A 23,781-nucleotide genomic window follows, 5' to 3' on the forward strand; every position below is an offset into this window, starting at 1 on the left:
CTAGTGCATGCTATCCATACAAGTTTGATTGGTTCTTTGTCGTATTTATTAACGCAATTGGTCTTTATCTTGGATAAATCTATAACACAACTCATTATCTGGCTAACCATAGGCCTAAGTCTATTTATTCACATAGCTGCACTTATTGTTAGTAACACAGTTCTTAAATCAAATATTTGGTCTATGCCAGAAGCTCATGCATCAATAGAGATGTTTGGCTCTTCGATCGCACTTTTCCTCGCTCTTTTACTCATCGTTTTTGAGAAAAGTAAACGAGGAACCAGCCATAATATTGAAATAGCTTGTGCAATGATTGCTATGGGAACCCTAGATGGGTTTCACGCTATAGTCCCAGTAGGTCAACAATTTGTTTGGCTACACAGCCTAGCGACATTATTTGGTGGTCTGCTTTTCGCATCATTTTTATTTACTAAATCAGGCCTATCGAATAACTTTATCGCGCCATGTATTGTATTTACAGCCTCAATTTTTGTTGGAGTTATCAGTCTAGCCTACCCAACATTCATACCAGTAATGGTGCGTGATGGCGTGTTTACTCAAACAGCAATGTGGCTCAATATCATCGGCGGAATTGGATTCTTTATCGCTGCATTTAAGCTGATTCAAACCAACAAACAAAACGATAATATTAACGATCTTCTTTTTAGCATGAATTGTTTGCTATTTGGCGCAGCTGCTATCATGTTTGAGCAATCAGCATTATGGGATCTTGCTTGGTGGGGCTGGCATCTTTTAAGGTTAATGGCGTATCTGGTAGCCGTGATTTTCTTAGTCTTAGAAGGACTCGTAATTTTAAAGGAAATTAAGCACTATCAAAGTAACTTAGAACAGACAGTGCAAGATAGAACCCAAGCCCTAGAGAGCGCTAATCATAATCTTAATAACGCTTTGTCTGATCTTACAGCAACTCAAGCACAACTTATTCAAAAAGAAAAAATGGCATCCCTAGGTGAACTCGTTGCAGGTGTCGCTCACGAGATCAATACGCCTATAGGTGTTGGTATAACTTCTAGCACTTTTCTTGAACAAAATATCCAAAGGATTAACCGAGCCTATAAAGACAATACCTTGTCACCTGAAGAACTAGCGTACTTCATCGACACAGCCGAGCAAACATGCGCCCTTCTCACCTCAAATTTGCAACGGGCAGCATTACTTGTCAGTAGCTTCAAGTTGGTGGTTGTGGAACCTTCGGGTGTTAGAATAAGAAAATTCAAGGTTAAAGACTGTTTAGAAGGGATCGTTTTTTCAGTTAATGACTCATTTAAACATGCACGCTATAGAGTGATTTTAAATTGTGATAGTGAATTAACCATAATCAGTCAACCTGAGACCTTATCTAAGATTATAAGTAACCTTATTATTAATTCAGTTAATCACGCATTTGATTTTAGTGGTCAAACAGACGTTAATGACAAGCGATTGGAAAGCCAAAATAAAGAGGCACTAATCAAGATCACTCTTAGCTGCGTTGATGAGCAAGTTCACTTGATTTATGAAGACAATGGTAAAGGGCTAACTGATGAGCAAAAAGATAAAATATTTGACCCTTTTTTTACCACAAGCCGAAACCTCGGCTGTGTTGGTCTTGGCGCTCACATCATCTATAACCAGGTGATACAAGGCTTAAAAGGGTCAATTGAGCTCAAGAGTACAATCAACAAAGGGACGAGGTTCGATATCAAATTTAGTGTTCATGATAATCAAACCTCTTCAGATTACTCAATCTAAGCCTGTTAAAACACTTTTTATGAGTTTACAAGGCATTGCGACTGTTCAAACACACCCTGCTCTTCTTTGTTCTGGCGAATATAGTCCATTAAGTATTCAGCATCTTTCCATACTCCGCCGAGTGTTGCTGAACCTCGGGTATATAACCAAGGCAACCCTATAAAGTACAAGCCGTCCATATCATCGCTGACGCCTCTATAATTACTTGGATAGTTCATCTCATCAAAAGTTATATTATCAATCCAGAAAAAATTTGGTTTAAACCCAGTCGCCCAGACAATGTTTTTAATACTGCTAACACTGCCTTTTTGAAACTTTATACTGTCTCGGTCGGCCGATAGCGTTCTGCCCATATGAATAACATTATCTTTAGCTAGCAGTGACTTCACATCAGTACCAATAACTGGTTGAACGCCTTTACTTAGCCATTTGCCTAATTTGCTAAAACGGCTCACGGATAAAAACCCAAGCTTTGTGAACCACCACCATAAGGTTTTACCCAGAAATGACTGTGGAATAGCTTTGATTTTATCTGTGCCAGAGAAGTGCACTTTACGCCCAGTGTCTGCTATTTCAGATAAGATCTGTACGCCAGAATCCCCTGCGCCCACGACCAAGCAATCTCCATCTTGGAGCTGTTCAGGATTTTTGTAGTGTTCACTGTGCAGTTGGACAACACTTTTACAAATATCAGCATGGCATGGTGGCGTGTACGGTGTATGAAATGGACCGGTTGCTATAATTACCTGCTTAGCTTGGTAATGGCCAGTTTCGCTTGTGATCTCAAAAATACCGTTAACTTTTTTAACTGACGTTATTCTTTGGTTAAACTCAATTGGCATGGAAAACTTTTCAACATAACTTTTCAGATAGTCTGCCACTTCGTATTTATTAGGGTAATAGCCTTGTGGAAACGGAAATGGCATGCCAGGTAAGTGATTGTACTCTGTCGGGGTAAAGAGTTTTAAAGAGTCCCAACGTTTTAACCAAGGCGCTCCGATGTGACCATTTGCGTCTAATATCAGGTAATCTTTATTGTTCAGTGCTAAGTTGTATGCCATAGACAGTCCAGACTGCCCTGCGCCAATGATGATAAAATCTTTCATAAACTCCAAATAGCTAATTATTATAATTATGCGCGGCATTCTAACAGAATAAGGCGACATAACCTGACAATGCAGCTAAAAGGTTTAAACATTAACCGTAAAGCTAGGCATACTCTTTATACAGATAGCGAATTGAGCCTGAACCCCATAAAAAAACCACGGTCATCGCCGTGGTTTTAGTCATTAATATGAGTCACTGAGTTTAAGTGATTTGAACTTAGCTATTTAGTTTAAATCACTAATAAAACTAAGCTTGCATAAAGCCCTATACAGCCTCAGTTACTGATTGAGCGCATCAATATCTTTTGCTACAGCAGCAACAACCGCCTGCGGGTCACTTAGGTACTGAGAGTGATCGATAAATATAGCTTGATCATCTAAGGTCATGATTAAAGCAGGAAAAGCTGTAGTACCAATCATCTGCTGTATTTCTGCAATATCTTCAAGTACATACTCAGCATCACTACTCAATTCGTCTTTAAAGACTTTATTAGATGGAGAGAGTTTAAACTTCTCAATAATGTCGGTGAAATCATGCTTGGTATCTAATGGATTACCTTCGATAAAATGGGCTTTCTGAAGCGCATTAAGTGCCGGTAATAGCTTTTGTGGCTGCTTACTTTGCATCCATCCCATCAAGTTCGCAGTTTTAATTGAACTTTTTGGGCTATTTACATAGCGGATATGATCTCTGCCGAACTTAAGTCCACTGAGCCTTGCGACCTCCTCCATCTGCTCTTCACCAGCACTATCAGTGCCGATAAAGTGCGCGCTGTGTAGTAGGTGCACGCTCATATCAGGATGCGCTTCTAACAGCGCATTCACTAAAGGAGTCGTTGCATAGCTCCAAGGGCAGTGAGAATCATAGATAAAATAAAGCTCAGTGGTCATTAAATTAAGTCTTGTGTGTAATTAGATGGGACGATCCTAATTAGTTTGCTCTCAATATTCAATCCAAGTTTGCAGATTTGATACACACTTGCAAGGGCTGGCATAAAAATTGGCTAAATCTGCTAGACAGTCTGAATAAAACTTCTATCCGCGTGCCTTGAAGGATACGTATCTCTAGTTTTTATCCCATAACAGCAATTTGCGCCATCCGTTGACATTTGCAGGACCCGTGACACGCACAATTATATTTCTAATGACGCGCCCTAACCAGAAACGTCCTTTTGATGCTAAACGGATCACGCGAGTTGACTCATCAACAACCCAAGATACCTGTTTAAGACGCTTAGCTTTAAAGCTGTGTAATATGCTTGCAACGTTTGTCTCTTTCTCTAAAAGATCAGCTAAGCAATGTACATCCTCTAACCCCATCCCTACGCCCTGCTGCAATGAAGGTGGGCAGCCATGAAGTGCATCGCCAATTAAGACCACATTGCCTATATAGACTTCTCTTGATGTCACTGACTTTAATCGACCTTGAATAAGTGCTGTATCACAATCTATCGATGAAATAGCTTGCTGTACCTTTTCATCAAAACTGGAAAAACGGCTCGCTAAAAGTGCTTTCTTACCACTTTGAGTATTAGCTAACGTATTACCAAAGCTATTATCAGTCAGCGACTTGCCCTTAATATCATCTAAAATATGCGCATAACAATATACTTGGTTATTGGGCATCGGATAGCGCATAAAGAAATTATCAGACCCTAGATAGTAGGTTGGTTCAAGATCTGAATCATCTTGATCAATTAAAAAGCGCCAGTTGGTCACTCCCATATCATCGAGTTCAGGTGAGCTGAAAAGCTCGTTTCTAATGTCTGAGTTGATTCCATCAGCGGCAACAACAAGATCAAAATGAGCGGTTAGCTCATTGTCAAAGGTGACTAAACACCCCTGCTCTATTTGTTCAATATTTGCAACTTGAGTATTGAATCTAACTTTCTCATCCATGCCTTGACGCAAAATTTCAAGGAGCTTAAATCTAGGCAACGCCAGAAAAGGCTGTTTGCTTAACGGTTCATCTAACAATGAAGCTGATGAGAGAACTTTACCATTAGGTTTAACATAACTTACTTGCTTTACTTGATGGGATTGAGCAACAACCTGGTCTTTTAAGCCTAAACGTTCCAGCCCAGCGACTGCATTTGCAGGTAAGCAGATCCCGGCCCCATCAGATGACCATCCAGTTGATTTTTCGATCATCACATAATCAATGCAAAGCTCATCAAGGCGGCGAGCTAGAGACAAACCAACAATACCAGCACCAACAATCAATAATTTCATAAATAAGACATTCAATAACAGATACTTGGAGTATGTCACAGTTTACACGTCAAATACAATGTGGCTACATATGGTTAACAGCCTTGTGGTTATGGATATCGCTTTTTAAGATTAAAGTCAAAAAACTCAAAGCCCATAGCTAGGCGGGATAGAAGAGACAAAAAAGGCCTATCAACTGCTTGATAGACCTTTTTAGCGACAATGGATATCTCTGTTATTTGTTGTAACGTTCAGCTTTATATTGAGGGTTCATCAAATTCTCAATTGAGAAGATTTCATTAAGCTTCGCCTCAGTAAGTAGCCCTCTTTCTAATACAACCTCACGAACACTTTTACCTGTTTGAGCACAAATTTTACCCACTATGTCTCCCTCATGGTGACCAATAAATGGGTTTAGATAGGTAATGATGCCTATAGAATTTAAGACAAACTCCTGACACGTTTCGCGGTTAGCTGTAATGCCTTTTATACATTTGTCTTTCAATGAATAACAGGCGTTTTCAAGTAGTGTAAGAGATTCAAATAAACTCTGGCCAATCACTGGCTCCATGACGTTCAGTTGTAACTGGCCAGCTTCAGCCGCCATGGTAATAGTAAGATCATTACCACACACCTTGAAGGCAACTTGATTCACCACTTCTGGGATCACTGGATTAACTTTTGCCGGCATGATTGAAGACCCTGCTTGCATTTCAGGTAAGTTAATCTCATTAAGACCTGTACGAGGTCCTGATGATAGAAGGCGTAAATCATTACAGATTTTTGATAACTTAATCGCAAAGCGTTTAAGTGCACCTGAAAGCATCACATATGCACCGCAATCAGATGTCGCTTCAACTAAATCTTCAGCAGGTACAAAGGCACGCCCTGTTATTTGTGCCAGCTTACTTATTGCCAACTCAGAGTAGCCATCAGGTGTATTTAATCCCGTACCAATCGCCGTTGCGCCTAAGTTAATCTCAAGCAGTAACTCCTGGCAGCGTTTAATGCTTTTGATCTCCTCTTTGAGGGTAATGCCAAAAGCGCGAAACTCCTGTCCTAACGTCATAGGCACGGCATCTTGTAGCTGAGTTCGTCCCATTTTAAGTACGTCATTAAACTCTTCAGACTTGAGCATAAATGTTTCAATAAGCTGTGATAAAGCATCAATGACCGTATCTGTACGTTCAAACAAAGCAACACGAAAACCGGTGGGATAAGCATCATTGGTGCTTTGGCTTTTATTGACATGATCGTTGGGATTAATAAATTGATAAGCTCCTTTTGCCTGGCCATTTTGTTCCAATGCAATGTTTGCTATCACTTCATTAGTATTCATATTAACTGAAGTGCCTGCACCGCCCTGAAATGCATCAACAGGAAACTGTGAGTAGTACTTATCACTCTCAAGCAAAGTATCACATGCTTTAATAATGGACTGTGCTATCTCAACAGGAATCGTACCAAGCTCAGAGTTCGCCATCGCAGCGGCTTTTTTAGTTTTTACCATGCCCCGTACAAACTCGACACAATCACCAATCTTTTCATTGCTAATTTTAAAGTTTTCTATCGCTCTTAAGGTATGAATACCAAAATATGCATCATTAGGGATCTCTTTTGAACCTAATAAATCGTTTTCTGAGCGAGTGCCTTCTGCGAAGCTTGAATTCATTACTGTCATTTTGGGGTCTGCTTTTATTTATTGTCGTTTGAAATGAGGTCGTTAACTAATACCAGTTCCATTAAACATGTGATCAATTCAGAGTTTTCTCAGGGATTTCGATCCAAGGCGCATCGCTGAAGAAATGGTTATTCCCTTTTGAGGTGATGCAACGCAGGAGTGGAAGTCCTGAGAAGCTCACGAAGTGCGGGTTTATAATCACTTTATACCGCGTATGTGGCTTTCGGAATAGAATAACTATTAGCTTCAATCCACTTACTTGCCTACAGCGATTTTAACTCCCGCTGAATGGTCAACTTTTTAATCGAATTGGTATACTATCTAATCTTGCTATCTAGAACAGTGCTGGTGAGGGTAACATGGGACTATCTAAAGGGTAAATCAGTGAAGGGAAAATTGGTTAAGCTATTTTAAGCTTCGTTTAAAACCGCCCTGGGGTAAACGGTTTATTCTCTCTAACCTCTTGGTTAACTAGTAACTGCAGACAGTGTTTCGGTTTCTTCTTTTTGCTTCATAAAGTGCCGTATCCGCTTCATGGATCATGGCACTAAAGCTTTGGTTTCTAAAATAAGATATGCCGATACTTACAGTGAGCGCTAGCGATTTTCCGCAATCGAGTGGCATCGTTTTAGTGGCTAAGGTTTCACGGTATGACTCCGCCAATGCTGTGGCATCATCTTCACCACAACCGGACACTAAAATCATAAACTCTTCACCACCATAACGTATCAGCACATCGGTAACGCGGCTGTGTGACAAGAGCGTTTTGGCGATAAACTTAAGTGCCTGATCACCAACAACATGGCCGTATTGATCGTTCACTTTCTTAAAATAGTCGACATCTAACATAAGTACGGCAAACTGACCTTCTCCTCGGCAGGATATCCTGTAATGGATATCTCCCTGCCTTAAACCCTCCCGGCGATTGTATAAACCCGTCAAATCATCAATGGTCGCTTGCTTTGTTAATACTGCTTCCAGTTTTTTCTGCGCGGTAATATCAAAAATAACACCGATGAGCCCGGCAACATTGCCTTCATCATCTAAAAAGCTGGTCTTATGGAACTTAACAAACAGTTCATCTCCTTGAGTTGAGCGGATCTGTTTTTCATAAACTTGAATACCAGGATGATCGAACAATGCTTGATCGGCTTGTTGATATACTTCCGCCAACTCCTTATCAAACAGTTCAAACACACTGCGGCCAATCATCTGTTGACGAGTTAATTTGATAAAATCTTCAAAAGCATGATTACAACCGAGATAAATACCCGAAACATCCTTATAAAAGATCGGCACAGGTAATGTATCTATCATTAACTGCAATACAGGGCTATTACTTGATAAAAAGGAGAGAAGATCAGGGACCTGAATATCTACAGAGTTACTCTTTACATCATGAGTCATCGTTTTATTCATACACCCTACTGCTACATACTCTTGTAGATTATATCCTATCCTCTATTTTTATTCACACCTTGATAACACTGTGCCATTGGATTTTTGTAAAGCAATGTCAATATCAACAGTACAAGTTGATTACAATATGGTGACCATTACAGCTGTGTAAAAACAAACCACTTAAGCGTTCATGGCATTTAGTCGCAACCATTTCTTGTAGCAAGCTCACGTTAATTGCATCTTTAAGATACGATTTACACCTTTTATTCGTTTCATGCTAGACCTTATCCTGTGACTCTGTTTTAATGCGCATCAGCTAACAATTAGGTTATAAAATTTCGCAATATGAGCCATTCAACACAGATGTTCCAATCTAAGTTGACACTAGTATTATTACTGGTGGTGTTTGTGTCGCAGCTATTCCCTACCTGTATTGCATCTGAGATACATCTCAATGAACAAAGCACTCACTTATCAAGTCTTAATTCAGAACAAACTGAGTCTTGTTGCCATTCTCAAGGGCACCAATGCAAACATGCTAGAAGCATATCGGATCAAGAACATGACAGTGATTTTCACACCTCTTGTCATCCCCCTATTGAGCTCAGTTTCTTTCTAGACTTTAATCAAGTCGATGGTGCTAGCCAGTTTATGGTTTCATATCAAAATCGAAACTACGCACCGCCCATACCTCCTCCACACGCTTAACCTCCATTACATTTTTTCTGTCGTAATTTTTAGCTTGTAACAAATCCAATTTGTTACTTGGCAGCGTATGCCTGTTTAACACGTTATCAATCGAGAACATTGGGTGATATCTGTTGAGTTTGCAACCTGCTATTAGTATATCAATTAATGACTTACAGATATTTTTCGATTAAATGATGCTATTTGCCATCTAATCGTTCTACTTTTATTGGAGTTTATTCTCGTGAAGAGATACCAAGAGATCACGCTTGTGGCCTGCAGACGTTCGCTGGTCACAGTGAGTTTATGCATGCTTGCCCTATTAACTGGTCAAGCATTAGCACAGACCTCGAATATCAATGAGCAGCCAAGTATCAGTTTACCTTGGGTGCTTGAACAAACCTTACTGCATAATGCTCAACTCAAAACTTATCCCTATGAGTTAAGAGCGAATGAAGCAGCAACAATACAAGCTGGCATCACCCCCAATCCAAAGTTTTCAATGTCAGTTGAAAATGTGCTCGGAACTGGCAATATGCAGGGCGTTGAAAATGCTGAAGTGACTTTAGCTTTAAGCCAGCTTATTGAACTTGGAGACAAACGTCAGCGTCGCGTTGATTTCGCACAAGCGCAACAACAACAGCAAATGAGACGGTATGAACAACAACGTTTAGCTATCATGTCTGATGCCACTGAACGTTATTATCAAGTGCTGCGTTTGCAAGCGCTGCAGGCATGGGGCGAAAAGCGTTTAGCACTTGAATCTAAAGCCTTAAACACGATAGAGCTCAGGGCTAAAGCTGGCGCTGTCCCCCAAGCCGATGTGAGTAAACTCGCTTTACGCTTACACCAAACAAAAGCCGCACAACAGCAACTTAACGGTGAAGCGCAGGTAGCCAAATATCGTTTAGCCGCTATGTGGTCTAGTGAACCGACATTTAACCATGTTAGCGGTGAGCTCAGCCAACTTCAGCAATTACCAACCTTAGCCAGCGTACTTAATGCAGTAGAGAGCGCGCCTCAATATTTAGCTCTTTTAAGTGTTGAGCGTTTAATGTACGCCAAACGCCGCATGGAAGAATCAAAAGCGCAATACGATATTACCTTAGGGATGGGCGTAAAAGGGGTTGATGGCTTTGATGATGGCGCCTTAATGTTCAATTTCTCAATGCCCATTCCCCTTTCGAACCCTAACCAAGGCAATATTCTTGCGGCTAAGGCAAAAGAGGATATGGCATTAGAACAACAAAGATTAGCCCGTGGTCAAATCAAACTTACGCTTATGGCAATTCATCAAGCAATGCTAAATAACGCAAAACAAGCGCAAAGATTGAAGCAACAGCTAGTGCCTATGGCCCAGCGTTTATTAAATGATAGCCAATTAGCTTATCAAGCCGGTCAAATCAACGTACTTCAGCTTGTCGATGCACAATCTCAGCTTGTCAGTGTCGAGCGTGAACTCATAGAAGCCAATACCTTGGCTTATATGCAGCTACTCGAACTTGAACGTATTACAGGTCAATCTATGACAGCCACACACATCAGCACATCTGTGGCACTGGAGAATCAATAATGTCTGCTAATTTCACACAAAGCTCAGCTCAAATCCGCTCAATCGTTATATTGCTTGTTGGTTTAATCTTGATATCTGTGTTTACGCTTAACTCTGCATTTGCCAGTGGCGACCATGGTCACGGCCATGAAGAGGAAGAGGAACATATTCCAGAGGGGCCTCATGGTGGCAGGCTGGTGCAAGAGGGAGACTTTTCAATCGAGATAACCATGGCTGAATCTGGGATCCCAGCTGAATTTCGAGTTTATGCCTACCAGAAAGATCAGCCAATTGCGCCAAATGAGGTGCAATTGGAACTGCTACTTAACCGTTTAGGCAATAACACAGATAAAATTACCTTTACCCCTGAAGAAGATTACCTTGTCAGTGAAGTCAGTATTGCCGAACCACACTCCTTTGAAGTTGAAGTTCATGCGAGCTTTAATGGCAAAAACTTTGACTGGCACTACGATAACTTTACTGGTCGCACTGAGATTAATGATCGTTTGCTTAAGCTCTCTGGCGTGCAAACCCAAACTGCAGGTAGCCAAACTTTAGTCTTTATTGATACCCTTTTTGGTATCGTTGCCCCAATAACGGATAAGGAATTTAATGTAAATGCCCCTTATGCAGGAGTCATAGAATCATTAAATGTCACCATTGGAGATAGCGTAACTAAAGGCCAGGTCATAGCAACAGTGCGTAACTCTACAACACTGCAGACCTATCAAGTCATTAGCCCTGCTGATGGCCAAGTTACCGAGCAATTTCTAAGCCTAGGTGATAATACCTTTAATCGTTCACTGCTTCGTATTAGCGATCTCTCTAATGTGTGGATAGACCTATCGGCATTTCCAAAAAATATTGAGAAGCTTAACTTAGGCCAAAAAGTGAGCATTGGCGATGATCACGGTGACAATCACAGCAGTTCTCACAGTCAACATCCCCTTTTTGCACAGAGCACAATCAGTTACATAGCACCAACTATGACTGGCGGACATATCGCCCGAGTACGCGCTGTGATTAATAATAAGCAAGGTCACTGGCGACCAGGTATGCACATTCAAGCCAAGATTGAAACAGGGTCTAAGCCTGTACCACTTGCTGTTCGTGTTGATGCGCTACAGACTTTCAACGATAAGCCAGCTGTCTTTATCAAGCACGGCAATACTTTTGAAGTCAGAACACTCACCTTAGGTGACAGCGATGGCGTCTTTGTCGAAGTATTAGCAGGCTTAAATAGTGATGCTGAATATGTCACTGAAAATAGTTACTTATTAAAAGCTGACATCATGAAAGATGCCGCGAAGCACGTGCATTAGGAGCGATAATTATGAATGCAATCATCTCTTTTGCACTGCAAAGGCGCTTACTCGTGCTTGCAATGACATTGCTCATTGCACTGCTCGGGGTATACAACACCTTTAAGTTACCCATTGATGCTGTGCCGGATATTACCAATGTCCAGGTACAGGTCAATACGGCTATTGCTGGTTATTCACCACTAGAGTCTGAGCAACGTCTGACCTATGTGATTGAAAATGCCATGGCTGGGATCCCAAAGCTTGATCATACTCGTTCAATTTCACGCTACGGTTTATCTCAAGTTACTGTTATTTTTGACGAAGGAACTGATATCTACTGGGCACGGCAGCAGATAGCTGAACGCCTGCAAGGTATTCGAAGTGAGCTACCAGCTGAAGCAGAGCCAGCTCTTGGACCTGTCAGTAGTGGTCTTGGCGAAGTATTCACCTATTCTATCCGTGCCCTCGATGGCGCACTGAAAGAAGATGGCACGGCCTATACTGCCGAAGATCTGCGTACCATTCAGGATTGGATCATTCGACCTCAATTAGTCAAAGTGCCTGGAGTCACTGAGATTAACAGTCTTGGTGGTTACGAGCGTGAATACCAAGTGGCCCCAGACCCAGCAAAACTGCTGGCGTTTAAGATCACTGTTGATGACCTCATAACAGCCCTTGAACGTAACAACCGTAATGCAGGTGCAGGCTATATAGAAAGAAATGGCGAGCAATGGTTAGTCCGCTCACCGGGTCAGCTTAAGGATCTTGAGGAGATCCGCCAAGTCGTGATCACTAAGCGTGATGATGCACCAGTTCGTATTGGTGATGTGGCTGATGTGTTTTATGGTAAACAACTTAGAACTGGCGCGGCCACTCAGAACGGGCAAGAAACTGTTCTGGGTACCGCCTTTATGCTACTAGGTGAAAACAGCCGTGTTGTCGCAAAAGAGGTTGGTGACAGGCTAGAACAGGTTAATAACAGTTTACCTGCTGGCATAATTGCAGAAGCAGTTTATGACAGAACAGGACTTGTCGATAAAGCCATTGCAACAGTACAAAAAAACCTGTTTGAAGGCGCTGTACTGGTAATTGTGGTGCTTTTTGCCTTATTGGGTAATTTCCGTGCCGCCTTAATCGCAGCGCTTGTCATCCCTCTCAGTATGCTATTTGCCATCACAGGTATGACTGCCAACCGAGTCTCAGGTAACTTAATGAGCTTAGGCGCAATTGATTTCGGTATCATCGTTGATGGTGCGGTTATCATAGTGGAAAACGCCCTTCGCAGACTTGGTTTAGCCCAACATCAATATGGCCGTTTACTCACATTAGAGGAGCGTCTCAAAGTGGTCTTTGAGGCAACCCGCGAGGTATTCCGTCCAGCCGTATTTGGTGTGCTAATCATCATGTTGGTGTACCTGCCAATTTTTGCCCTCAGTGGCGTTGAAGGCAAGATGTTCCACCCAATGGCCTTTACGGTTGTTGCTGCGCTTATTGGTGCGCTGATTTTGTCAGTTACCTTTGTGCCTGCTGCCATCGCATTGTTTGTTAAAGGTAAAGTTAGCGAGAAAGAGAACATACTGATGGCTAAAGCCCGTAGCCTCTATGAGCCTGTGCTATTTTTCTCTCTAAAAAGACCTGCTGTTATCCTATTTACGGCAATTGGAATAATGCTAGTCACGGCTTTTCAGATGAGCCGTTTAGGATCTGAGTTTTTACCTAAGCTCGATGAAGGTGATATTGCAATGCATGCTATGCGTATCACTGGTACTGGGCTTGAGCAATCTACTCAAATGCAGAAAAAACTTGAGCTCGTCATCAGTGAGCTTGATGAAGTAGAGCGAGTATTTTCTAAAATTGGTACACCCGAGGTGGCAACCGATCCAATGCCGCCAAGTGTTGCCGATACGATTCTTATCATCAAGCCTCGTGACCAATGGGCCGATCCCTCTAAGAGCAAAGCGCAGTTCATGGATGAACTTAGAGAGCATGTGGAGCAAGTTCCTGGTAATAACTATGAGTTTACTCAACCTATTGAGATGCGTTTCAATGAACTGATCGCAGGCGTACGTGCCGATGTTGCGCTACGTGTTTATGGTGACGATCTTGATACACTTAAGGATGCCGGCGACCGAGCAGTATCTCTTTTCAATAAGATTGTTGGTGCAAAAGATGTACGTGTAGAGCAGATGTCCGGTCTACCGACATTATCCATTGAGCCTAATCGCGATCATTTAGCTTTACTGGGCCTGACTATCATAGATGTACAGCAAGCCCTACAAGCTGCTGTGTCTGGGGTTAATGTTGGGCTGATCTATGAAGGCGATCGCCGCTTTAAGCTCGTTGTTCGTATGGCCGACAATATCAGTCAAGACTTACGCGCCCTTGAGAATCTCCCAATAGCTTTACCTTCTGATCTCAATCCAGATCTGAGTTACGTACCACTTGGAGAAGTGGCCGACATCATGTTTAAAGTCGGTCCAAACCAGATAAACCGTTTAAGCGGTAAGCGTCACGTTGTGGTAACGGCGAATGTAGAAGGCAGAGATCTTGGCTCCTTTATCAAAGATACTAAATTGCTAATGGATAGTGAGCTCAAGCTGCCAAGCGGTTATTGGAGCGAATATGGCGGTACTTTTGAGCAACTTGAATCGGCATCTAATCGTTTAATGGTATTAGTGCCACTCACTCTTCTGCTTATTTTCGGTCTGCTATATAGCGCATTCGGCTCAATTAGAGACTCACTCATTATCTTCAGTGGCGTACCACTGGCGTTAACCGGTGGTGTACTTGCGCTTGTACTGAGAGATATGCCGCTGTCTATCTCTGCAGCCGTTGGCTTTATCGCATTATCTGGTATTGCTGTATTAAATGGTGTGGTGATGTTGAGCTTTATCAAAGAGCTAAAACAGCAAGGTCTTGTACTTATCGATGCGATAAAACAGGGGGCAAGTCAGCGACTTCGCCCAGTACTGATGACAGCATTGGTGGCAAGTTTAGGCTTTATTCCTATGGCGCTAAATGTTGGCACTGGCGCCGAAGTCCAACGGCCGCTTGCGACTGTGGTCATTGGTGGAATAGTGTCATCGACTCTGCTGACGCTAGTGATCTTGCCAGTACTTTATTTACTGGTCTATCGACTAAGCAATAAACAAACGACATCTTAACCTTATGAGCGCTATAAAGGCGTTAATGGTATAGCCAAAAAGCGAGGCGTCACTCAGTGTGATGACCTCGCTTTTTATTGAGTAAAACCACATAAATAGACGGCCAATAGTCACTCTTCTGGCTAACTGTTCAATATGAATGATTGTGTAATCCTCATGCATAAGCTTATCTATACTTACCTCTATCATCAATTTGACTGAGTAAATTCACTCGTTCGCGCTGAGTTTTTGCCTGACTAATCGCCATCCAGTTCATAAATTAAGCACTTGAACGTAATATTAGTGAGAATTTTATAACTATCGAAATTAACTACTGAAATTTCAAATCTTCATGCCTACACTGAATTTATCAAGAGTCATATATGAGGTGCCTATGCCAACATCTTCTTTCCCCCCTCTAAGCAGTGACCAGCTATACCGATATTCACAACTTTCAGACCTGGATGTCGATTGCAAGTCAACTAAACACTTAACACCCCTCGATGAAATAGTCGGACAAGAACGTGCCCAGCAAGCTGTCGAGTTTGCTATGTCTATGCCAGATAAGGGTTACAACATATACGCCATAGGACGTAATGGTTTAGGTAAGCGCACTATGGTCATGCGTTATCTTAATCGTCATGAGCCTAATGGTCGCAATAACAGTCTCCATGACTGGTGTTATGTCATTAATTTCGATGATGCCCGCGTACCTAAAGTACTCAAAATGCCCGCTGGAAAAGGTGGTAAGTTTAAGAAAGATATCGAAAAGTTCATTGTTAAGCTCACTAAGGCTTTGCCATTAGCATTCGACAATGAGATGTATTACTCCAGTGCTGAAAAACTCAAAAGCCAGCTATCAAATAGACAAGAAGCAGCACTTGCAGGCCTAACTAAAGAAGCACAAGAGCGTAGTGTGAGCCTAACCATAACGGCACAAGGCAGTTATGAGCTTGTGGCAATGAACGGTGAAGAGCCCCACACCGATGAATCTTTCAGAGAGTTAACTAAAAAGCAGCAAGATGAACTCGAAGATGGGATTGTCGAGCTTGAATCTAAATTAAGAGGCATCGTTAGGCAGTTTACGGTTTGGGAGGAGGAGTACTCAGATAAGCAGCAGAAACAAGATGAACAGGTCGCCCTAGAGGTACTTGATCACCTCATGAGTAAGGTTAAAGAAAGCTACGCAAGCTTTACAGCTGTGAAAACCTACCTCAATGCTATGCACAAAGATATTCTAGATAACTTAGATCTGTTCCTTGAAAATAATGAGGAACAACTCGCCTTATCTTACGCTTCTTTAGATAAAAAAATGCCTCGCCGTTATCAAGTGAATGTCTTAGTGAGTCAAGCCGATGATAAGATGCCTATCGTTGTTGAAGAAGCGCCAAACTATCACTCTATTTTCGGCTATATCGAAAATGCGACCTTTAAAGGCACCATTTTTTCTGACTTCTCATTGATCCGTTCTGGCAGTCTACACAAAGCCAACGGCGGTGTCTTGATGATTGATGCGGCTAAGGTGCTTGAGCAGCCATACGTATGGGATGGGCTCAAACGTGCCCTACGCTCTCGTAAGCTCAGCCTAAGCTCTTTAGAGCGAGAGGTTACGCTATCAGGGACAATTTCACTCGACCCTGAAGCCATTCCTCTGGATGTGAAGATAATTCTTTTCGGGGATTACCAAACTTACCAGCTACTGCAGCATTATGATCCTGAATTTAGTGAGCTATTTAGAGTAACGGCTGACTTTGAAGATGTCATGCCACGCAACGATAAATCTGAGGCGCTCTATGCCAAATTTATCTCCAGTATCGTGCACGGTAATAAGATGCTGCATTGTGATCGCAATGCCATCAAGCGCATCATTGAGTTTAGCTCTCGCCAAGCGGACGATCAGAATAAGCTGTCACTGCACTCAGCGGATATTGCAAACTTACTACGTGAATCCAACTACGTGGCGCGTTCTTTAAATGCCAACATGATCAGAGCAAGTCACGTTGAGCAAGCATTACAAAACCATGAAGTGAGGATCTGCCGTTTAAAAGATAATGTGATGCAGAGTTATGTGAATGGTACGACCTTAATCAGCACTGACAGTCAGGTTGTCGGCCAAGTTAATGCTTTATCTGTCATATCTACCTCAGATCATCAGTTCGGTGCGCCAAACCGTATTACGGCAACAACGGCTTTTGGTGAAGGCAAGGTCTTTGATATTGAAAGAAAAGTAGATTTAGGCGGTAGCTTACACTCTAAAGGCGTCATGATACTTTCCGCCTATCTTTCCTCTATTTTAGGTAAAACAGCCAAAATCCCTCTAACAACGCATATTACCTTCGAGCAATCTTATGGTGGGGTCGATGGTGACAGTGCTTCAATGGCTGAGCTATGTGCCATTGTCTCAGCCTTTTCTGACAAACCCATTAGGCAAGATATTGCTATCACAGGCTCCATGAACCAGTTTGGCGAAGCTCAGCCTATTGGAGGGGTCAATGAGAAGATTGAAGGCTTCTTTGATGTGTGTCAGATCAAGGGGCGTACAAAGCACCAAGGCGTGATTATTCCTCAGTCTAATGTGCAAAACCTGATGCTTAGACACGATATTGTTGATGCTGTTAAAAAAGGGCAATTTAATATCTGGTCTATCACTCATGTTAGCCAAGCCATTGAGCTGCTTACTGGGGTTGAGTCAGGTATTTTACTCAATAATAAAACCAGGGAGAAAGCCGGCATTAATGGCGATAACACCACAAAGTTAAGTGCTGTGGACCACCCTGCCCACTCAGTGCTCGGTATTGCTCAGTCTCGCTTAAATCTATTAAGGCAAGCAAGTCAGCCGCAGTCATCCTAATCAGGTAACAAGGCATAAAAAAGGCCGAAACAGTCATGTTTCGGCCTTTCTTTTAAACCGCTACCTTGATGGTAGTCAGCGGTAGTAATATTAAGCTAGCGCTTCTTGCAGATTTGGTACAACTTGTTTTTTACGGCTTAGTACACCATCTAACCATACACGGCCATTTTCTGTCGCTTTTCCGTATGCACGCTCTGTTAAGCTTGCATCATCACTGACGATCAACAACTCTGATCCCTCTTTCATGATGTCAGTCAACAGCAACAACATACTGTGACGTTCGCCTTCAGCTTTAAGTGCTGCAATATCGGCTTCAAGCTCAGCTTTGATATCATCAAAAACCGCAAGGTCAATCACTTCTAGTTGACCAATACCGACCAAATGGCCGTTCATGTTGAAATCTTTAAAGTCACGCATGACCAATTCACGTACAGGCGTACCGTCGACGGCAGATTTCACTCTGAACATCTCCATACCTAGCTCTTTAAAGTCTTCAATTCCAGCTATTTCAGCTAGCGCTTCAACACACTTGATATCGGCAGTGGTACAGGTTGGCGATTTAAAAATAACCGTATCACTCAAGATAGCGCACATCATAATTCCTGCGATCTCTTTTGAGATTTCAACATTATGAAAGTCGTACATCATCTTAATAATCGTGTTACTACAGCCTACTGGACGGATCCAACACTCTAGTGGAGTAGAGGTTGTTAAGTCACCAAGTTTATGATGATCAACAATACCGACAATTGTCGCTTCGGCAATATCATCTGGCGCTTGAGTAAGTTCAGAGTGATCAACAATATATACCTCTTCACCGGCATAGCTTGTTTTAAATTCTGGGGCTTCGAAACCAAATTTATCTAGAATAAAAGCTGTTTCAGGCGACAACTCACCTAAACGAGCTGGAATTGATGGCTCACCGATCTGGTTTTTAAGGTGTGCAAGTGCGATTGCACCACAAATTGAATCTGAATCTGGGATCTTATGGCCCACTACATACACTGACATTGATAACTCTCCTTTAATTAGCTCTATTCTACCAAACTCATTCCGTTTGAAAAAGATTTACTGCGAATAAGCCCAGTAAGAGAGGATTATATTCAATGGTTATGATTCCTTAGAGGGACACAGAACAAAGAGTGTGCAAGTCAGCTTAGAATATCTCGCGCAGTACTCATGGAAAATCGTGAGTGAAGAAGTCATTAGCGCAGAAAGGGATTAACGGAGGAAGTCATTAGCGCAGAAAGGGATTAACGGAGGAAGTCATTAACAATTTTTTGCATCTCTCCAGTCCGTCGCATATCGTAAATAATCATATCGAGTTGCTTTTTGAAATTTTCTTTAAAGGGATACTTGCCATCATCCATAGCTGTATAACCAACAAAACCTTGCTCTATACTCACTGTGGCTCCCTCCATCAAAATGGCGTGCTTGCCTCCCTCATCGTACTCTCCAGCTAACTTAAGCTGTTTCAGCTCCCACAGGATAGAGATCCTATCATTTAGATAGCAATCTATTCGCTTGAGCCCTAGTTGTAATAGGTTTTCTCGGTTTCCTTTTGCTTCACTGACTGTGATCTTCTCATCCTTTACTGCCTGCCAGAAAGCTTCGCCACCTAAATGGAAACCTGAATTAATCCCGATAATTAACCCATAATAATCTTCAGGCCAATTGAGCCTTAGCGCCCTGAAAAATAACTCTTCTCGGCACATGACAATCACCCTTTCATCCAAGATGGGCATAGAGTAAGGCCAGATATAGGGTCTTTTTTCAACATGAAAATAGGGGGGGTAAATAGCAAACCCCTCTCCATTTTCTATTAAGCGCAAGCCCCTTTTCCAGGGCACAGCGACAAGATTAACCTTATAGCCCTTCATCCTAGATGTAGCGAGTTTAATAATTTGAGAGTAAATGCCTTTCAGCTCTCCCCTCTCGGTGTAGGAATAAGGCGGATAATTAGAATCAGCGTAGAGAGTCACTTCGATATCTTCAGCAAATGTAGCTATCGAGAAACATGCTAAATACAGCCCTATCAGTAACAGCCTGAGCTTCACATTATCTCTCCCTGAACTTGATGCATATCGCTATTACTCCTTTAAGCCCTATCTTGTGGTGCCGAGTCACTCAAACAGATTTAGAAAAATAAATGAAGGGAAACGTATCCAGGCACGCATTACCTATGCAGCTAAATGTAGTTTAAATCGACAAGTTTTGCTCTTTCACTTCATGAATAACTTGTTATATGTCAAAGATGTGAATCGATGCAGCAAAAAAGATTGCCAGCAATAAGATTACTGCTACACTAATAACTGTATAAACATACAGTCATTAGTGTAGAGTGAAGTAACATGATGAAAGTGATCCCGATATCTGCAAGTGCTGGTATTACTGGCTTTGAGTCACCAGCTGCAGACTATAAGCAGCTCCCCCTTAGCTTAGATGAGCTACTCGTTGAGCACCCGAGCGCCACCTTCATCGGTCAGGCTAGTGGCGGCTCTATGCAAAACGTAGGGATTTTTGATGGTGATATCCTTATCGTAGATAGACATGTTTCAATTCAAAATCAAGACGTTATCGTAGCGAATTACAATGGCAGCTTTGTCTGCAAAATTATTGATACTAACAGGCGATTATTGCTCTCGGCCAATGATGAACATCACCCCGTCACGATACATGAGTATGACCAATTTAGTGTAGAAGGCGTTGTAGTACGCTCTATACGTTGCCATCGACCAAGCCCATTACTATCAAAGCCGCAAATAGGATGAGCCTTCTTGAGGTGAAAATATTTAACAGAAGCGACATAAAAGGGGCAATATGTTTGCCTTAGTCGATGCTAACTCCTTTTATTGCAGCGCTGAACAGGTATTTCGTCCTGAATGGCGCGGACGCCCTATTGTGGTGTTATCTAATAACGATGGGTGTATTGTGGCGGCAAATCGTCAAGCATGCGCTTTGGGAATACCTAAATTTGAACCTTACTTTAAAGTAAAGTCCCAATGTGAGCATTTAGGCGTCATTGCACTTAGCAGTAATTATGAACTTTATGGCTCGTTATCAGCCAACATGATGGAGGTGATTGGCAGGTTTGCTCCCGAACAGCATATCTACAGTATCGATGAATCCTTCTTGTCATTTAAACATTGTTATCCCGCTATTCCCTGCCTGATAAAACACGGGGAAGCACTACGAAAAACGGTATGGAAAGAGACACGTCTCGCCGTTTCTGTAGGCATCGGCGAGACATTAACCTTAGCTAAAATTGCCAACCATGCAGCGAAGAAGCTCCCTGACTATAGAGGGGTCTGCTTGATTGATAATTCAGCCCAACGCAAAGCAATTCTGTCACAAATGCTGCCTAATGATGTATGGGGTATAGGTCGGCGCCTATCAAAAAGACTTGATCTGATGGGAATAAAAACGGCTTATGCACTATCCCAGATGGCACCAGGACTTGCGAGGAAACAATTTAGCATTGAGGTCGAGCGCACAGTACGCGAACTTAATGGGGAAATTTGTAAAGGCTGGGATCAAACTCGAGCCGATAAGCAGCAGATTTTTTCAACCCGCAGTATGGGTGAGCGGATCACAGACTCAGTATCACTGCAGCAGGCTTTGAGTAAACATGTCGGCATAGCAACAAGCAAAGCAAGGGAGCAAGGCTCTCTGTGCTCTGTATTACTTATCTTTGCATCAAACTCCCCTTTCGACGAGCAACCTACAGGGTTCAAGATCACCCATCGTTTTGCCTATCCGACAAACAATACCGCAGAGATAACAAAAATAGTGACAGGTATAGCTCAGCGCCAATTCAGGTCAGGTGTACGCTATTATAAGGTTGGCGTGGGACTTATCGATCTAGTCAATGAAGTACATCACCAGCAAGATCTATTCGCACCGCAAAGAAACTCAGCGTTGATGGAGGTGTATGATAGCCTAAACCATCGATATGGCGCAGATTCAGTGTTTATGGCGGCACAGGGGATCACACCAAAGTGGAGCATGAGAAGACAATACTTGACCCCTCAATACACCACCTGCTGGCAAGATATTCCCCAAGTGTCTTGCTAGGTAGCTTGCCTCAATAGTTGCTACCGCTTACGGCTCCCAGGCAAGGCCTTTGGCAAAGCATTATTAACATGGGGGTCATGTTCGGCATTATCTTTCACGTTTTGATCAACAAACTTATAATAGCCCTCTTTGACACGCGTCCACATTCCGTGTGAAAGATCAGCCCCCTGCTCCTGTATAAGTTGTTGAAATAATTCTAAATCGCAGTGTGTAGCATCATAGGCCATTTTTAACGTTGCTGATGCTTCATCATAAGAGACACTTTCAATTCCTATGACATGATCAATGCGAGCAATAATAGTCGCCTTATTATCTTGTGTTACTCCCTCTAACTTGAGATAGCGAACGACCAGGTTTTCTTCCTTTACTCCTGCACGATATGCTAAGTCACCCATAAGATTCTCCTTATTACTACACAATTACTACAAAGCGCTTTAACTAAAAAGTAATCACTTTAGGTTAGTCTATGACTTTTATGAGAAAAACCTAATAAATGATCTCATTACTCAATACACCTTAACACGCAGTTTTTCTAATTTAGTGATATTGATCAATATTATGTTGGCAAATTCACTAAATGTAAAAAACATTAAAAATTGCAACCTTTATAAGCTCAAAAATCTACCGAGAAAAAATCAATAATTATCATTGATATCAATAGATAAGAAATATTTTAATTTTTCTCAAGTGAGCATATCGAACATACATACATATTTACATAATGGCCATGTAACATTGATGCAGATCATTTAACATGTGGGAGTAAAAAAATCTTTCGCCGATAATGATAAAAACAGAAATTCAGGCTTCAACAAGAGGAAGTGTTCGTGGCTACAAAAAAACAGATTATTTTGCCTATTGTCGTTCTTTCAGTAGGAATTGGGAGCTTCTTAGGGATTTCAGCAATGAAGAAACCACCTGAAGAGAAAGAAGCTGTAGACAATACCCCGCTCGTCGCGTTTAAGCAGGTTGAACTCAATCCGATGACTTTTGCGGTGAGCTCTTATGGTGTTGTTAATGCAAAATATGAAACTGAGTTAGTATCACAGGTAAATGGTGAGATAGTTTTCCTATCCGATACATTCGTGCGTGGCGGTTTCGTCAAGAAAGGGGAAGTGCTCGCTAGAATTGATTCGAGTGATTACGACGCCGATCTTATTGATGCCGAAGCAAGCTTAGCATCGGCCAGAGCAACCTTAGTACAAGAGAAAGCTTACGGTAAGGTTGCCGAGGAGGAGTGGAAACGAATTAAAGACGGCGTGCCAACCGAATTAAGTTTGCGTAAACCTCAGCTTGCACAAGAGATTGCTAGACTCAACTCCTCAGAAGCAGGTCTTAAACGAGCACTACGTAATGTAGAGCGCACAACAATCAAGGCCCCCTATGACGCTCTTATTGAAAGCCGAAATATAGGTTTAGGTTCCTATGTGAGTATGGGAACACCATTAGGTAAGGTGTTGAGCACTCACAAGGCTGAGATCCGTTTGCCTTTGGCAGATAAAGAGATCCAATACCTTATCGATAAGGGTAGAAATTCAGACGTGACGCTTGTTGCTGACTTTAGCGGTGCCAAGCAGGAGTGGTCTGGAAAAATTGTCCGCAGTGAAGGTGTAATTGATAGTCGTAGTCGCATGACCTACCTAGTTGCAGAAGTTATCGACCCCTATGGATTGAACTCAGATAAAAATGCGCTGAGATATGGCACATATGTCACCGCGAATATTGCTGGTACACAAGCAGGTGAAGTCGCTGTAATGCCAAGACACTTGGTCGTCAACGGGAAAATTGCCGTACTTGATGAAGATAACAAGCTTAGCTATAAAAATGTCAATGTTATTCGTCAGTTTGGCGCAGAGGTGGTGATATCTGAAGGTCTAGCACAAGGGATGAAAGTGATCACCTCGGCGTTAGATTACCCAGTAGAAGGCATGCAACTTGCGTTACCAGAGGATAAGTTACTGCAGCAAGATGAAGTCAATGAGACCGAGACTCAGCTTGCTATGGAAGAGAAGGAATAAT

General features: G+C 42.1%; 17 protein-coding genes. 9 read left to right on the forward strand and 8 right to left on the reverse strand.

What is annotated here, in order from left to right; all coding sequences use genetic code 11:
* Positions 1-69 precede the first annotated feature (69 nt).
* The gene (locus tag BM736_RS10400; RefSeq protein WP_143562377.1) at positions 70-1,752 is read left to right on the forward strand and encodes a sensor histidine kinase; all 1,683 of its coding nucleotides are present in this window, start codon (positions 70-72) and stop codon (positions 1,750-1,752) included.
* A gap of 17 nt (positions 1,753-1,769) precedes the next feature.
* Here the strand turns inward: BM736_RS10400 and BM736_RS10405 are convergent, their stop codons facing one another.
* From BM736_RS10405 to BM736_RS10425, 5 genes are all read right to left on the reverse strand, one after another.
* Entirely contained in the window at positions 1,770-2,858 is a 1,089-nt protein-coding gene (locus tag BM736_RS10405) for an NAD(P)/FAD-dependent oxidoreductase (RefSeq protein ID WP_076411590.1), read from the reverse strand.
* A 279-nt stretch (positions 2,859-3,137) separates the two neighbouring features.
* Positions 3,138-3,749: a protein-disulfide isomerase gene (locus BM736_RS10410; protein ID WP_076411593.1), complete on the reverse strand. Its 612-nt coding sequence runs from the start codon at positions 3,747-3,749 to the stop codon at positions 3,138-3,140.
* Positions 3,750-3,923: 174 nt separating this feature from the next.
* Positions 3,924-5,090 carry an FAD-dependent monooxygenase gene (locus BM736_RS10415; protein ID WP_076411596.1) on the reverse strand — a complete coding sequence of 389 codons (1,167 nt, stop codon included), beginning with the start codon at positions 5,088-5,090 and terminating at the stop codon, positions 3,924-3,926.
* Between the two features lie 214 nt (positions 5,091-5,304).
* Positions 5,305-6,750: an aspartate ammonia-lyase gene (gene aspA / locus BM736_RS10420; RefSeq protein ID WP_076411599.1), complete on the reverse strand. Its 1,446-nt coding sequence runs from the start codon at positions 6,748-6,750 to the stop codon at positions 5,305-5,307.
* A gap of 471 nt (positions 6,751-7,221) precedes the next feature.
* Positions 7,222-8,169: a GGDEF domain-containing protein gene (locus BM736_RS10425; RefSeq protein ID WP_256717781.1), complete on the reverse strand. Its 948-nt coding sequence runs from the start codon at positions 8,167-8,169 to the stop codon at positions 7,222-7,224.
* A 327-nt stretch (positions 8,170-8,496) separates the two neighbouring features.
* On the opposite strand from BM736_RS10425, the gene BM736_RS10430 reads away from it, so the two are divergent.
* The 5 genes from BM736_RS10430 to BM736_RS10450 all read left to right on the forward strand — a co-directional run bounded on the left by BM736_RS10430 (position 8,497) and on the right by BM736_RS10450 (position 17,688).
* Positions 8,497-8,859 (forward strand): hypothetical protein, encoded by a 363-nt coding sequence (locus BM736_RS10430; RefSeq protein ID WP_076411602.1) that lies wholly within the window; start codon positions 8,497-8,499, stop codon positions 8,857-8,859.
* Between the two features lie 223 nt (positions 8,860-9,082).
* Positions 9,083-10,411: a TolC family protein gene (locus tag BM736_RS10435; RefSeq protein WP_083700044.1), complete on the forward strand. Its 1,329-nt coding sequence runs from the start codon at positions 9,083-9,085 to the stop codon at positions 10,409-10,411.
* Positions 10,411-11,712 carry an efflux RND transporter periplasmic adaptor subunit gene (locus tag BM736_RS10440; protein WP_076411607.1) on the forward strand — a complete coding sequence of 434 codons (1,302 nt, stop codon included), beginning with the start codon at positions 10,411-10,413 and terminating at the stop codon, positions 11,710-11,712. The genes BM736_RS10435 and BM736_RS10440 overlap by 1 nt, the downstream gene beginning before the upstream one ends.
* 8 nt (positions 11,713-11,720) lie before the next feature.
* The gene (locus BM736_RS10445) at positions 11,721-14,858 is read left to right on the forward strand and encodes an efflux RND transporter permease subunit (RefSeq protein WP_076411610.1); all 3,138 of its coding nucleotides are present in this window, start codon (positions 11,721-11,723) and stop codon (positions 14,856-14,858) included.
* Positions 14,859-15,231: 373 nt separating this feature from the next.
* Complete coding sequence (locus tag BM736_RS10450; protein WP_076411612.1) at positions 15,232-17,688, forward strand: Lon protease family protein; 2,457 nt, start codon at positions 15,232-15,234, stop codon at positions 17,686-17,688.
* Between the two features lie 90 nt (positions 17,689-17,778).
* Here the strand turns inward: BM736_RS10450 and BM736_RS10455 are convergent, their stop codons facing one another.
* Together BM736_RS10455 and BM736_RS10460 are read right to left on the reverse strand one after the other, a co-directional pair.
* The gene (locus BM736_RS10455; RefSeq protein ID WP_076411615.1) at positions 17,779-18,699 is read right to left on the reverse strand and encodes a manganese-dependent inorganic pyrophosphatase; all 921 of its coding nucleotides are present in this window, start codon (positions 18,697-18,699) and stop codon (positions 17,779-17,781) included.
* 242 nt (positions 18,700-18,941) lie between these two features.
* Entirely contained in the window at positions 18,942-19,745 is an 804-nt protein-coding gene (locus BM736_RS10460; RefSeq protein WP_083700050.1) for an ABC transporter substrate-binding protein, read from the reverse strand.
* A gap of 297 nt (positions 19,746-20,042) precedes the next feature.
* Between BM736_RS10460 and BM736_RS10465 the strand changes: the two genes are divergently transcribed.
* Positions 20,043-20,459, forward strand: a complete 417-nt coding sequence (locus tag BM736_RS10465) for a LexA family transcriptional regulator (protein WP_076411816.1) — start codon at positions 20,043-20,045, stop codon at positions 20,457-20,459.
* Positions 20,460-20,508: 49 nt separating this feature from the next.
* Positions 20,509-21,762, forward strand: coding sequence for a Y-family DNA polymerase (locus BM736_RS10470; RefSeq protein ID WP_076411617.1), 1,254 nt, complete (start codon positions 20,509-20,511; stop codon positions 21,760-21,762).
* Between the two features lie 20 nt (positions 21,763-21,782).
* Here BM736_RS10470 and BM736_RS10475 read toward each other — a convergent pair whose 3' ends face one another.
* Positions 21,783-22,157 (reverse strand): hypothetical protein, encoded by a 375-nt coding sequence (locus BM736_RS10475; protein ID WP_076411619.1) that lies wholly within the window; start codon positions 22,155-22,157, stop codon positions 21,783-21,785.
* A 432-nt stretch (positions 22,158-22,589) separates the two neighbouring features.
* Between BM736_RS10475 and BM736_RS10480 the strand changes: the two genes are divergently transcribed.
* A complete protein-coding gene (locus BM736_RS10480) occupies positions 22,590-23,780 on the forward strand; it encodes an efflux RND transporter periplasmic adaptor subunit (protein WP_076411623.1) in 1,191 nt (396 codons plus the stop codon).
* Position 23,781: the final 1 nt, after the last annotated feature.

The organism is Shewanella sp. UCD-KL12, assembly GCF_001957125.1.
Lineage (GTDB): Bacteria > Pseudomonadota > Gammaproteobacteria > Enterobacterales > Shewanellaceae > Shewanella.

Excerpts from the sequence above, each read along its gene's own strand:
- BM736_RS10405 (WP_076411590.1), bottom strand. The coding sequence starts at position 2,858 with ATGAAAGATTTTATCATCATTGGCGCAGGGCAGTCTGGACTGTCTATG.
- BM736_RS10410 (WP_076411593.1), bottom strand. The coding sequence starts at position 3,749 with ATGACCACTGAGCTTTATTTTATCTATGATTCTCACTGCCCTTGGAGC.
- BM736_RS10415 (WP_076411596.1), bottom strand. The coding sequence starts at position 5,090 with ATGAAATTATTGATTGTTGGTGCTGGTATTGTTGGTTTGTCTCTAGCT.
- aspA (WP_076411599.1), bottom strand. The coding sequence starts at position 6,750 with ATGACAGTAATGAATTCAAGCTTCGCAGAAGGCACTCGCTCAGAAAAC.
- BM736_RS10425 (WP_256717781.1), bottom strand. The coding sequence starts at position 8,169 with ATGAATAAAACGATGACTCATGATGTAAAGAGTAACTCTGTAGATATT.
- BM736_RS10430 (WP_076411602.1), top strand. The coding sequence starts at position 8,497 with ATGAGCCATTCAACACAGATGTTCCAATCTAAGTTGACACTAGTATTA.
- BM736_RS10440 (WP_076411607.1), top strand. The coding sequence starts at position 10,411 with ATGTCTGCTAATTTCACACAAAGCTCAGCTCAAATCCGCTCAATCGTT.
- BM736_RS10450 (WP_076411612.1), top strand. The coding sequence starts at position 15,232 with ATGCCAACATCTTCTTTCCCCCCTCTAAGCAGTGACCAGCTATACCGA.
- BM736_RS10455 (WP_076411615.1), bottom strand. The coding sequence starts at position 18,699 with ATGTCAGTGTATGTAGTGGGCCATAAGATCCCAGATTCAGATTCAATT.
- BM736_RS10465 (WP_076411816.1), top strand. The coding sequence starts at position 20,043 with ATGAAAGTGATCCCGATATCTGCAAGTGCTGGTATTACTGGCTTTGAG.
- BM736_RS10470 (WP_076411617.1), top strand. The coding sequence starts at position 20,509 with ATGTTTGCCTTAGTCGATGCTAACTCCTTTTATTGCAGCGCTGAACAG.
- BM736_RS10475 (WP_076411619.1), bottom strand. The coding sequence starts at position 22,157 with ATGGGTGACTTAGCATATCGTGCAGGAGTAAAGGAAGAAAACCTGGTC.